We start from the raw sequence: 12,999 nt of genomic DNA on the forward strand, positions 1-12,999 counted from the left end.
GTCCGTTACCTTGTTATCGATTTGAGTTAGTGCGCTCAAGATCTCGCCTGTTGCTTCCGAACCTTGCTCCGTACGGTCGGACGTGTCCTGTCCGTCGGACCCGGCCATGTGCTCCGTGACGGAGAGTCGTATCAGGTGGGATAAACTACTGGTTTCGGCCGATTCTTGGGCGTACTGCTCCCACTCCTCTTTCGTACCGGGTGAGACTTGTAGGTTGATTTGGGTCCGTCCCATATCCCTACTATGGACCGGGGTGATATAGAACTTTCCTATACTTGCGAAACAGTAACTGCCGGATGGTATAATTGGTGCCGTGGTCGGACACCTCGTAGCCGAGCGTGAGCTGGGCGCGCGACCCATCCGGAAGGGTGGCATCGACCTGTGGCTGGCGTTTCGAGATGCCCTTGCCCGAGCGCTGGGCGAGTTTTACGACGAAATCGTCGAGGTCGCGCTCGCCGTGATGGACGTTCGTGATGAGTTGCTCGCGGTCGGCATGGTAGACGAAGACCGGAGAATCGTACCCGTCACACGAGATGTCCTCGACGTTGACGTCGTGTTTGATGCCGTCGATGCGCTCGTAGCCGATGAAATCGCGTTTGAGATAGTAGAGCAGTTTCTCGACTTGATACTCGGTGAGCGTTTTCGAATCCTCGTCGAGCACCGCCGGTTCCGGGCGGGCCGCGATACCCGAAAACCCCGACCCGTCGTGGGTATCGCCCGCGTCGTTGCCGAACAATCCTTTCAACTTCCCGAACAGCCCCGAACTCCCCGCGCCGGCGATGGAGCCGTCGTAGAGGTCGTAGCGGTCGAGCAGGCGGCCGGTCTCGGCCTCGATGACGTCCGCGCGCTCGAACTCGTCGCCCCCCACGATACTCTCGTCGCCCGAATACGTGATACCGGTCTTGAGTTTCCCGGTGAAAAACGCCTGTAGCTCCGACTCGATGGGCGTGAGGTGTGGCTCGACGAGGTAGTATTTCTCCTCGTTTTCGCGCGTGGAATGGAAGATGACGACGAACGAGTAGGGTTCGTTGACCCAGTAGCGTGTCACTTCGCGGAAGTGGGGTTTGCGCTCGATCGGGACGGCCTTTTCGAGGTCGTAGCGGTTCGCGACCGTCGTCCGCCCGTCCGCCCCGGTGAAAAATCCGTCCTCGTCGCAGTCGGCGCTCGTCTCGACGGTCCGAGCAGCGACGACGCCGGCGAGGGCGTGTCCGGTTTCGGCCGCGTCCGCGAGGCGACTTTCGATCGCTTCGACGCCGACGTCGTTCGCGCCATCCGGCATTGCCGAGGGTGGCCGCGGTATCGTACAAAAACCCTCACACCGGTCGAGAACGATACCGTTTACCCGACTCCGAAAGTATTCTCGGTATGAATACGGTCCTTCTTCTCGTCGGTCTCGCGGTCGCGGTCTTCGTCGGATTCAACATCGGCGGTTCCTCGACGGGCGTCGCGTTCGGGCCGGCAGTAGGGAGCCGGCTCGTCTCGAAGACGGGCGCGGCCGCGCTCTTTACGCTCTTCGCGCTCGTTGGCGGCTGGACGGTCGGACGCAACGTCGTGGCGACGATGGGCGGCGACATCGTCCCATCGAGCGCGTTCACGCTCGCGGCGAGCGTCGGCGTGCTCTTTTTCGTCGGGCTTGCCCTGCTCATCTCGAATCTCTTTGGAGTACCTGCCTCGACCTCGATGACTGCCGTCGGCGCGATCGCGGGGCTGGGTCTCGCGAGCGGGAACCTGGACTGGGAAGTGATGGGGCGCATCGTCTCGTGGTGGCTCGTCGCTCCGGTGGTAGCGTTCTGGGTCTGTGCGGTCGTCGGCCGGTATCTCTACCCCTATCTCGAAGCGTGGTTCGCGCTCGACCGATCCGACAGCGCGCTGTTCGACGTCGACCGCTCGGGCACCGTGCCGATACCGCGACTCGCCGAGAACACCCGACCCAAGGAAGTGTTCTGGAGCGGCGTCGTCCTCGCCATCAGCTGCTATATGGCCTTCTCGGCCGGTGCGTCGAACGTCGCCAACGCGGTCGCGCCGCTGGTCGGCAACGGCGCGATCACCATCGACCAGGGCGTCCTCATCGCCGCCGGAGCCATCGCCATCGGCGCGTTCACCATCGCTCGGCGCACCCTCGACACCATCGGGAACGACCTCACCGACCTTCCACTGCTGGCGTCGCTCATCGTCGCCAGCGTGAGCGCCTCCATCATCACGATCCTCTCACAACTAGGCATCCCGGCGAGTCTGGCCGTCAGCGCGACGATGTGCATCGTGGGGCTGGGCTGGGGACGGGCGACGCGAACGACGACCATCGCCGACGCCGCCTCGGCGGCCATCCAAGGTGAAGAAAGCGCGACCCTTTCAACTGGGGCGCTCGCCGCGGAGACACCGGAGCGCGCCGAGGGCGCAGGCGGCACCGCCGACGGCGGCCGGCCGGAGCGCGTCCGTCCCATCGGCGACGAGGAGCCGACCGACCTCACCGCACAGGACCTCTTCGACCCGTCGGCCACGGGAAGAGTGGTGATGCTCTGGATTCTCACCCCCTCGCTGTCGGCGATCGCCTCCTACCTGCTCTTTCGCGTCTTCCCCGTCTACGGCGGGGCGTAACCGACGCAGACAAACGAACCGCGTCCCAGGTTGTCGACGATCCGTCGTAGGTCACGCCATCGTTCACCAGGGCTCGCAGTCGCTGTCGACTGTCGCATTTCCGACAGTCGATGCTTCGAGACCGGACGATTATATGCCGGTCACGTGTTGGTGAGACATGAAACGATCAATTAGCACCGTCCTCCTCGTGATGTTGGTGGTGTCAGCTGGTTGTTCGGGTCTCGCCAAAAACGATGGCGAATCAACCGCGACATCGACAGTCATCCGGGAGTCCAAGACACCGACGGCAACAGTGGCAAACGCGACGGCTGTCGATCCGAGTGAAACACCGACCACGGCAGCGACCGAGACGTCCGATGCCACGATCGCACCGACGGCAACACCGACTGCGACACTGACGGAGACGGAGACGACGATGGACGCTCATACGATGAAAATAGAAGCCGTGGGCGACGGTACGTCAAGCTATACGATCTATGACGTGGGTGACGGTGCGAAGGCCGCAGCAGGAACTGAGAAAACGGATTCGGTCGTTGCAAACGACTCGGCAACTTACGCCACGGGTATTACCGGAGAACAGGCCGCAGACACCTTCGATATCCGGGCCGAGAGCGTCGGGCAGGTCGTGAACAACGGGACGGCAACGCTCAAGCTATACATCGACGGGGAGCTACGGGGGACGTACGAGCCGAACGAGAACGCGAGCCCATCGACCACTACAGTAGACAATGGTAGGCCTGCTCACAATCTCACGATACGAGCCGTCGATGGTGGGACGTCACAATACGTTGCGAACGGTGTCGGCGAAAGTGCGTATCCCGTTCAGGACACTGAGAAAACGGATACGATAGTGAGCACGGAAAACGACGGGAGCTTCCCGACGGCAAAGGGCATTACCGGTGATCACGCCAAGGACACGTACAGAGTCGAGTGGCCGTACCTCGAAGGCTTCTCCAACGACGGCAACGCCACACTACAGGTGTATATCGACGGGGAACTGAGAACGACGGTCGGACCGGGCGAGGTCGATCCGATGAATGGTCCGTAGGAGCCGGAAACGACCGATGAGTTGATGACGACTGTCGTGTTCGCTACGACGAGGGTTTCGGGGCACAGATCGTTGCCGTAACGTACGGGTCGGCGAGCCGTGCTCAGTCGAGAAATCGTTCGATCCTGTCCATCGCCTCGCGCAACTCCCCGATGCCCGTCGCGTACGACACTCGGAGATGGCCCTCGCCGCCAGCGCCGAAGATATCTCCTGGGACGACCGCCACGCCCTCGGATTCGAGCAGCGCCTCGGCGAACGCCTCGGCATCTTCCCACGGACTCTCGGGAAAGACGTAGAACGCGCCCTTGGCCGTGAAGCAGTCGATACCCATCTCGTCGAACCGGGAGAGGACGAACCGGCGACGGCGGTCGTACTGGTTGCACATCTCTCTCACCTGTGCCTCGCAGTTGTCGAGTGCGTCGAGAGCGGCGTATTGAGCCGTCGTCGGGGCCGACAGCATCGAATACTGGTGGACGCGGTTCATCGCCCGAATCCCCTCGGGCGGGGCGAGCGCGTAGCCCAGTCGCAGACCGGTCATCGCGTACGCCTTCGAGAAGCCGTTGAAGACGACCGTGCGCTCGCGCATCCCCGGCAGGGTCGCTATCGAGGTGTGCTCGCCCTCGTAGGTCAAGTCCGCATAAATCTCGTCGGCGAGCACGGTCAGATCGTGCTCGCGGGCGAAGTCGGCGATCGGTTCGAGGTCGCGCTCGCTCATCGTCGCCCCCGTCGGGTTGTTCGGATAGCAGAACACAAGCGCCTCGGCGTCGCCTGCACCGTGTTCGCGGAGTGCCTCAACGGTGAGTTCGAAGTCGTCCGCTTCTCTGGTGGGAATCGGCACCGGTTCGCCGCCGGCGAAAGTTACGCCCGGCACGTACGAGACGTAGGATGGCTGGGCGACCGCCACCCGATCCCCCGGATCGACGAACGCGCGAAAAGCCACGTCGATGGCCTCGCTCGCGCCGGCGGTCACGAGCACCTCCTCGTCGGGGTCGTAATCGAGACCGTACTGTGCCGCCGCCCGCTCGGCGATGGCCTCTCTGAGCGACGCCATCCCGCGATTGGCGGTGTAGGAGGTGCGACCGTGCTCCAGCGAGTCGATAGCCGCCTCGCGCGCGCTCCACGGTGCGGTGAAGTCCGGCTCGCCGACCCCCAGCGAGATGACGTCGTCCATCTCCTCGGCGAGTTCGAAGAATCGGCGGATTCCGGATGGTGGCACCCGCTCGACCCGCTCGGACGTTTTCATGGCGAGACCGAGAGCCGGTCGTCGTCGTGACCATCGTCGAACTCGATGCCGCGCTCCTTGTACGACTCCATCAGGTAGTGGGTCACGGTCTGGGTGATCTCGGGCACGGGCGCGACCTTCTCGGAGACGAATCTGGAGACGTCGCCCATCGAATCGGCCTCCACAGTGACCGAAAAGTCGTACTCGCCGCTGACGAGCCTGAGCGACTGGATCTCCGGAAAGCCGACGAGCCGGTCGGCGATGTCGTCGTAACCCGTCTCGCGGTCGAGCGTGACGTTGCACTCGACCAGCGCGCGCACCGGCTCCTCGTCCGTCCGTCGCCAGTCGACGACTGCCTGATAGCCCCGGACGACGCCCTCGGCTTCGAGGGTCTCGATACCGTCGACGACGTCACCCTCGTCGGTACCGAGCATGCGTGCGAGGTCGGCGGTCGTATAGCGCGCGTTCTCACGGAGCAACGAAAGCAGTTCCGCGCGGGAGTCCATACAGCGACGCCAGCGCCGCGGGACAAAAGCGTTCCGTCGCTACTCCTCGTCGAGGAAGGCGACGAGGAGTTTCTGCTGGGCCTTCCGGAGGTGGTTGTGCAGCGTCGGCGAGGAGACACCCATCGAGTCGGCGATCTCCTCGGCCGTCGAGCGCCGCGGCCATTCGTAGTAGCCCGCGAAGTACGCCGCCCGCAGCGCCGCGCGCTGTTTGTCCGTCAGCCGCTCGTCGACCGACCGCCGAACGCCCGCATCGCCCGCAACCGGGCGTTCGACGGTGTGTTTCGACAGTAGCTCCGACCCCGGATGGGCGCGCTCGAACGAATCGACCAGCGCGCGCACGTCGGTCTCGGGGGCGACTTCGATGACCATGTTCCCGACCCCGTCCTCGACGCCGTACGCGCCGACCGTTCCGCCGGCGCTGACGGCGCTGTTGACGGGTGATTCCCGAGTGATGATCTCGAAGACGCCGCCCTCCTCGTGGCTGCTGACCGACCGGCAGTCCACGACGGCCGACGATTCCGTGGCGAGGTCGAGCACGCGCTCGCTCTCGACACCCTCGACGGTGACGTACTGGAGCACCGCACCGTCGGCGGCGGGGACCACGCCATCGACGACGTACCGACAGTCGAGGCGCTCGGTCAGCGTCGTCGAAAACGCCTGCTCGTCGGTGACCCGGAGTTCGAGCGCGACCGCCGTATCGGAGAGGAGTAACTTCATCGTCTGGGCGGCGTTGATGGCGAAGCCGGCCACCTCGCCGAGGGCGGCGAAGCCGGCGCGCTCGCGCTCGGAGAAGGCATCCGGGCGCGTCGCCGCGACGACGAGCACCCCGTAGACGACGTCGTTGTACGACAGCGGCACGGCCGCCATCGACTCGGCGTCCTCGGTGCTCGCCTGCCACGGTCCCGCACCGCCCTCGAAGACCTCCACGTCCCCCGTCGCCGGCAGTTCGTCGGCCATCGTCGCCATGCCGCCGTCGGCGGTGGCGATCTCCACATCGGCGGTGTCGATGCCGGCTCCCGTCCGGATGGCGAACGCGCCGCTCGCGTCGCGCTCGGCGATCCACGCGAACTCGTATAGGTCGGCGCTTGCGATACGTTCACAGACCGTGGCCGCGATCTCGTCGCGCGTCGCCGCCGCGACCAACCCGCGAACGATGTCCTGGATGACGACGTTGATGCGGTCGAGCGTCGCCAGTTCGTCGCGCTGACTCTCGATACGGCGCTCGGCACGGTGTTTCGCCACCGCGTTCTCGATGCGGTTTGCGAGCACCGTGTACTGGTCGAGACCGCCGCCCTTCTGGAGGTAGTCGGTGACGCCGACCGAGATGGCCTCGCTCGCCACGTCCTCGCTTCCCTTCCCCGTCGAGAGTACGAAGGGAAGGTCTGGATGGCGCTCGCGGACCGTTTCGAGCAGTTCGAGGCCGTTCATCTCCGGCATCCGATAGTCGCTGACGACGCAATCGACGTGCTCGGCGTCGAGATACGACAGCGCCGCCGCGGCGCTCGTCTCGGCGTGGACGGTGACTCCCTTACCCACCCGTTCGAGTGCCATCGCCGCCGTCTCGACGACGTGGCGCTCGTCGTCGACGAAGAGCACGTGAACCCCATCGGCGCTGTCCATCCGTTCGCTCACTGTGTAAGATATCACAGTAGCCCCTGCGATAAAAAACAGTATGTAGCCACGCCGATAGCTTCGTCCTATCGCCGCGTCGTCATCGGTGTTCGTCGCCCCTCGCTCTGCTCGGTGTGGACCTCGAATCGGGCACCCTCGGCCGAATCGGCGGCCGAAATCGTCCAGCCGTGGGCGTCGGCGATCTCGCGGACGATCATCAGTCCCAATCCAGTTCCTGACTCGCTCGTCGAGTAGCCGTGTTCGAAGACCCGCTCGCGCTCGTCGGCGGGGATGCCGGGACCGTCGTCGGCGACGAAGAAGCCCTCCTCGATCGAGCCGACGGTGACGTGGACGTCGTCGCCGGCGTGGTCGATGGCGTTGCGAAAGAGATTCTCGAACAGCCGTAGCAGTCGATCGGGATCGCCATCGACCGTCTCCGTGAGTTCGACGTCGACGGTCGCCGCGTCGCTTTTGACCGTTCGCCACGCCCGCTCGGCGACGGTCGCAAGCTCGACGGGTTCGGTGTCGTCGATGACGCGCCCCTGCCGGGCGAGCGTGAGCACGTCCTCGATGAGCGTGTCCATCCGGTCGACGGCCCACAGCGCCGCCTCGTGGTGTTCTGAGTGCTGGTCGGCCTCGGCGAGTTCGAGCCGTCCGCGCGCGACGCCCATCGGACTGCGCAGGTCGTGGGAGATGACGCTCGCGAACCCGTCCAGCAGTTCGTTCTGGCGTTCGAGGTCGCGCTCGCGGCGCTTCTGGTCGGTGATGTCGGTGTAGATGGCGTAGCCGCCGCCGCTGTGCTCGCCGAGCGCGAGCGGCGCGACGTGCAACAGGAAATCGCGCACGCCGTCGGCCGTCCGCCGGCGAACGGTCGTCTGATGGCTCTCGCCGCGGGCGAGCGCCGCGTTGAGCGCCGTGGCCTCCGCTTCGTGGTCGGGTGGGACGATGTACTCGTCGACGTTCTCCCCGAGGACTTCCGTAGTATCGTAGCCGAACATCGTCTCGAAGCGTTCGTTCGCCCGGCGGACGATCGGCTCGCCGTCGACGAGTTCGTAGCGCAGCACCGCGTCGGGGACGTTCTCGAACAGCGCGGTGAGGCGGTCGCGCTCGACGACGAGGTCGCGCTCGCGGGCGGCACGGTCGAGCGCCGTCTCGGTGTTCGCCGCGAGCAGTTTCGAAAGCGAGACGTCGCGGTCGTCGAACGCGGCCGGTTCGGTCGCGCCGATGGTCAGTATGCCGTGGTCACCGAGCGATAACAGTAGCTCGCTCCTGATGGGCGTGTTCGGGTTGTGAACGCCCGACTCATGGTCGACGCGGTCGTAGCGTTCCATCTCGCCGGACTCGAAGACCGCCCACGCGAGGCTCTCGCCGCCGGTGTACGTCGGAGGGGCGTCGAACAGTTCCTCGCCAGCCTCGGAGATCACCGTTGGTCGGAGCACCCCCTCCTCGTGGAACCAGACGCCGTTCAGCTCCATGTCGAGGACGTCCTCGGCAGTCTCGACGGCGACGGTAGCGACCTCGCGGCGCGTGGTGGCGGTCATCATCTCCCGCGTGGCGTCGTGGAGCGCTTCGAGCAGCCGCTCGTGGCGCTTGTGGGCCGTGATGTCCCTGACGACGCCGACGGTACCCTCGAACCCCGTCTCCCCCTCCAGCACGGTGAGCTGGACCTCACAGGGGATGGTCTGCCCGTCGGCGACCCGCACGTCCGTCTCGTAGGAGTCGCTGACGGCGTCGACACCGTCGGCGAGCAACTGGCGAACCAGCGACCGCCCGGTGGCGACGTCGTCGGCGTCGAGCAGCGTCGAGACGTGCTCGCCGAGGAGGTCTTCCCGAGCGTACCCCGTCTCGGCGACGAGCGTGTCGTTGACGGTGCGAAATCGTCCGTCCGAGTCGAGCGTGTAGATCATGTCGCCGGCGGCGTCGAGCATTCGCCCGTAGCGGCGCAGTCGTTCCTCGCGTTCGAGGCGGTCGAGCGCCGTCGTCGCGTTCGCCGCGAGCACGCGCGCGAGTCTGATGGTCGTGTCGTCGAACGGCTCGTCGAGCGAGGCGACGGTTATCGTCCCGTGGCCGTCGAGTGGGAGATACAGGCGGTGACGGATGGGGATCTCGTCGCCGGGTGTGCCTCCCGAACCGACGACGACCGCCTCATTGGCGCGGAACGCCCGCCACGGAAACCCCTCGCCGCGCGCGTAGCTCGGCCGCTCGTCGAGCAGGTCCCGCGTCGCGTCGGTCACGGCGGCCGGGTCAAGCGTGTCGCGGGCGTCGTCGTGAAAGCGGACCACGGCGATGGGAAAGCCCAGAATCTCCTCGATGGTCGCCGCGACACTCTCGGCGATAGTATCCTTAGTTTCGGCGGCGACGAGTCGCCGTGTCGCCTCGTGGAGCGCCGTGACGACGCGCTCGCGCCGGCGGTGTTCGCTGACGTTGCGCCCGACGCCGACGATGCCGTGGCCACCGTTCGTCCCCACACAGCGCGTGGCGCTGAACTCGTGGGGGATGGTCTCGCCGGCTTTCGTCACGAGCGCCGATTCGACGACGGCGCGCTCGCCCGTCTCGACGATGTCGCCGACGCGCTCGGTGATGCGCTCGTGGTCCTCGCTCGGCACGAACTCCCGATAGTTCATCCGCGCGATCTCCGGATCGGTGTAGCCGACGACCGACGCGAACTCCTCGTTCCAGCGGACCATCTCCCCCTCGGTGTCGAAGGCGTACGCCGGGTCGGGCAGCGCCTCGAAGATGGCCTCGGTGAGCGCGCGCTCCTCGTCGAGGGCCTGCTCGCGGTCGCGCCGCGCGGAGACGTCCCTGAACACGCCGTGGAGGAGCGTCCGCTCGCCGATTTCGACGACGCGCGCCCTGATTTCGACCGGCACCGTCTCGCCGTCGGCGGTTTCGACCACGACGTCCGAGCCGTCGGGAAACCGGGCGACGTCGTTGCCCGGGTCACCGAGATGGCGCTCGAAGAGGTCGCGGTAGCGCTCTGTTTCCCCCTCGGGATGGAGGTCCGTCTGGTCCATCCCGACGATGTCCTCGCGTGAACGGTCGAGCAGTGCCTCGGCGGCGACGTTCGCCTCGACGATCCGTCCAGTATCGGCGTCGGCCACCAACACCGCATCCGGGGCGGCGTCGATGAGCGAGCGGTACTTCCGCTCGGAGCGTTCGAGCGCGCGCTCGGCACGGTAGCTCTCGACGGCGTTGGCGATGCGGTTGGCGAGCAGTTCGTAGCCTTCACCGCCCGACCCCTTCCGGAGGTAGTCGGTGACGCCGGCCGAGATGGCCTCGCTGGCGACGCCCTCGCCGCCCTCGCCGGTGAAGAGGATAAAGGGGAGGTTCGGATGGCTCTTGCGCACCGTTTCGAGCAGTTCGAGACCGTTCATCTCCGGCATTCGGTAGTCGCTGACGATGCAATCGACCTCCGCGGCGGCGACGTGTTCGAGCGCCGCATTGACGGCCGTCTCGGTCGTGACGTCCAGCCTGTCGTCGATGCGTTCGAGATACGTCCCGGCGAGGTCCGCGACCGCCGGTTCGTCGTCGACCATCAGCACCGAAATCCCCTCGGTCATCCTCGGTGTATCCGAATGCCACCGGAATGAGAAAAACCTGTCTCCGGGTCGCCATCGACGGCCGCCACCCGCGTGTCCGTGGAAGCTTTAGCCCCCGCGGTCGTGTGGCCGGGCATGGTCCTCGAAGAGTCCACGCGCGACCTCGAACGCGGCGACCCGGCCCCCGAGTTCGAACTGCCCGGCGCGGACGGCGAGACGTATTCGCTCGCCGATTTCTCCCACTATCGAGCACTGCTGGTCGTCTTCACCTGCAATCACTGTCCGTACGCACAGGCGAAGGTGGAACCGCTCAACGGTCTCGCGAACGCCTACGACGACGTCGCCGTCGTCGGCATCAACCCCAACGACGCCGACGAATATCCCGACGACTCCGTAGAGCGGATGCAGGAACTCGTCGCCGACGGCACCGTCCAGTACGACGCCTATCTGCACGACGAGTCACAGGCGGTCGCGCGGGCCTACGGTGCGGTCTGTACGCCCGACCCGTTCCTCTTTCGCAACGGGGATGCTGGGTTCGAACTCGCGTATCATGGTCGCCTCGACGACGCCACCGGCCCGGACGAACGGCCGTCGGGCGAACCGGGCTTCGAGATGGCCGGAGCCATCGAATCGGTGCTTTCGGGGGTGCCGGTCGACCAGCAGTTTCGGCCCTCGCGTGGCTGTTCGATCAAGTGGAAGTAGCCGACTCACCACCCACGGTATGTGAACAATTACCGTGGGGAAGAATCATTAGCTGTCGGCCGTAGGAATGAGTATGCCCGGAGGCAGCGACCAGACACTTCGACCCTTCCTGTGGCGCGCAGAGCGAATGTATCCCGACGTCGAGATCGTCTCGCGCACCCACGACGGCATCGAGCGCTACGACTACGCGGAGTTCGGCGAGCGCGTCGCCCGACTGGCGAACGCCCTCGACGAGAGTGGTATTAGCGACGACGCCCGTGTTGGGACCTTCTGTTGGAACCATCACCGCCACTTCGAGACGTACTTCGCCGTACCCGACTCGGGCCGGCAACTCCACACCATCAATCCCCTCCTGCCGGACGAGCACATCCAGTACATCGTCCAGAACGCGAGCGACGAACTCCTGTTCGTGGACCCGTCGTTGTTCGAAAAACTCGCCGGCGCGGTCGACGAGGACGCGTTCGCTTCGGTACGGAAATTCGTCGTAATGGGCGAGGAGATACCCGAGACGGACCTCGACTGCGTGGACTACGAATCGTTCATCGACGGGCACAGTGACGAATACGACTGGCCGGCGCTCTCCGAGGAGCGCCCTGCCGGGATGTGTTACACCTCGGGCACCACCGGTAAACCAAAAGGTGTGGAATACACTCAGGGGATGCTCTGGTCGCACACGATGGCGACCCTCACGCCCCAGGGGCTGGGTCTCGACGACACCGACGTGGTGATGCCGGTCGTCCCGATGTTCCACGTCAACGCGTGGGGGATGCCGTTCACCTCGACGGCAGCGGGCGCGAAACACGTCTATCCGGGCCCCTCGCCCGATCCCGCCGACATCGCCCGCCTCATCCAAGAGGAGGGCGTCACCATCACCGCTGGCGTGCCCACGGTGTGGCTGGGACTGCTCGACTACATGAAAGAAAACGAGGTCGACCTCTCCTCGCTCGAACAGGTCATCATCGGCGGGAGCGCCGCGCCCGAGTCGGTGATTCGGCGCTTCGACGAGCACGGGGTGGACGTGCTCCACGCGTGGGGGATGACCGAGATGAGTCCCATCGGGTCGGTCGCCAGACTCAAAGACGGGATGGACGAGTGGGACGACGCCGACCGCTACCAAAAGCGCGCCAAACAGGGCCTGATGGTTCCTGGGCTAGAGTTCAAAGTCATCGACGAGGACGACGAAGAGATCGTGTGGGACGGCGAGGAGTTCGGCGAGCTATGGGTCCGCGGGCCGTGGGTCACGACCGAATACTTCGAGCGCCCCGAGGCCAACGAGGAGGACTTCGAAGATGGGTGGCTCAAGACGGGTGACGTGGTGAGCGTCGATCCCGAGGGCTACATCAAGATCGTCGACCGCGCGAAGGACGTCATCAAGTCGGGTGGCGAGTGGATATCGAGCGTGGAACTCGAAAACGCGCTGATGGCCCACGACGACGTGAGCGAGGCCACCGTGGTAGGGGTGCCCCACGAGCGCTGGCAGGAGCGGCCCGTCGCCTTCGTCGTCGGCGAGGAGCGCGAATCGCTGAAGGAGGAACTGCTCGATCTCGTGCGCGAGGACTACCCGAAGTGGTGGGTGCCCGACGACGTGGTGTTCATCGACGAGGTACCCAAAACGGCGACCGGAAAGTTCTCGAAGAAGGACCTCCGCGAGGAGTATTCCGACGAGTCGCTCGTCGCGGGCAAAGCGCCGGCGGAGGCCGCTCCCGAGGACGAATAGCGAGTCGACAACTCTCCACGACCCGTTGCCGGTTTACACGAGTTATTTGGGTCGCGCCC

General features: G+C 65.4%; 8 protein-coding genes and 1 pseudogene. 4 read left to right on the forward strand and 5 right to left on the reverse strand.

Annotated features, from left to right (window positions below):
* Positions 1–289 precede the first annotated feature (289 nt).
* Positions 290–1,279: pseudogene (locus ACP97_RS01470) on the reverse strand (secretion system protein); the annotation flags it as partial.
* An 86-nt stretch (positions 1,280–1,365) separates the two neighbouring features.
* On the opposite strand from ACP97_RS01470, the gene ACP97_RS01475 reads away from it, so the two are divergent.
* Together ACP97_RS01475 and ACP97_RS01480 are read left to right on the forward strand one after the other, a co-directional pair.
* On the forward strand, positions 1,366–2,595 hold the full coding sequence (locus ACP97_RS01475) for an inorganic phosphate transporter (RefSeq protein ID WP_049996073.1): 1,230 nt from the start codon (positions 1,366–1,368) through the stop codon (positions 2,593–2,595).
* Between the two features lie 157 nt (positions 2,596–2,752).
* Positions 2,753–3,643, forward strand: coding sequence for a hypothetical protein (locus tag ACP97_RS01480; protein ID WP_049996074.1), 891 nt, complete (start codon positions 2,753–2,755; stop codon positions 3,641–3,643).
* A gap of 103 nt (positions 3,644–3,746) precedes the next feature.
* Here the strand turns inward: ACP97_RS01480 and ACP97_RS01485 are convergent, their stop codons facing one another.
* From ACP97_RS01485 to ACP97_RS01500, 4 genes are all read right to left on the reverse strand, one after another.
* Positions 3,747–4,886: a pyridoxal phosphate-dependent aminotransferase gene (locus ACP97_RS01485; protein ID WP_049996075.1), complete on the reverse strand. Its 1,140-nt coding sequence runs from the start codon at positions 4,884–4,886 to the stop codon at positions 3,747–3,749.
* Positions 4,883–5,371 carry an Lrp/AsnC family transcriptional regulator gene (locus tag ACP97_RS01490; RefSeq protein WP_049996076.1) on the reverse strand — a complete coding sequence of 163 codons (489 nt, stop codon included), beginning with the start codon at positions 5,369–5,371 and terminating at the stop codon, positions 4,883–4,885. Before ACP97_RS01490 ends, ACP97_RS01485 begins: the two co-directional genes overlap by 4 nt.
* A gap of 39 nt (positions 5,372–5,410) precedes the next feature.
* Positions 5,411–7,003 (reverse strand): bacterio-opsin activator domain-containing protein, encoded by a 1,593-nt coding sequence (locus ACP97_RS01495; protein ID WP_237561055.1) that lies wholly within the window; start codon positions 7,001–7,003, stop codon positions 5,411–5,413.
* Positions 7,004–7,068: 65 nt separating this feature from the next.
* On the reverse strand, positions 7,069–10,542 hold the full coding sequence (locus ACP97_RS01500) for a PAS domain S-box protein (RefSeq protein WP_049996077.1): 3,474 nt from the start codon (positions 10,540–10,542) through the stop codon (positions 7,069–7,071).
* Positions 10,543–10,656: 114 nt separating this feature from the next.
* On the opposite strand from ACP97_RS01500, the gene ACP97_RS01505 reads away from it, so the two are divergent.
* On the forward strand, positions 10,657–11,223 hold the full coding sequence (locus ACP97_RS01505; RefSeq protein ID WP_049996078.1) for a thioredoxin family protein: 567 nt from the start codon (positions 10,657–10,659) through the stop codon (positions 11,221–11,223).
* Between the two features lie 73 nt (positions 11,224–11,296).
* A complete protein-coding gene (locus ACP97_RS01510; RefSeq protein ID WP_049996079.1) occupies positions 11,297–12,940 on the forward strand; it encodes a long-chain fatty acid--CoA ligase in 1,644 nt (547 codons plus the stop codon).
* Positions 12,941–12,999: the final 59 nt, after the last annotated feature.

Source organism: Halococcus sediminicola (assembly GCF_000755245.1).
Classification (GTDB): Archaea; Halobacteriota; Halobacteria; order Halobacteriales; family Halococcaceae; genus Halococcus; species Halococcus sediminicola.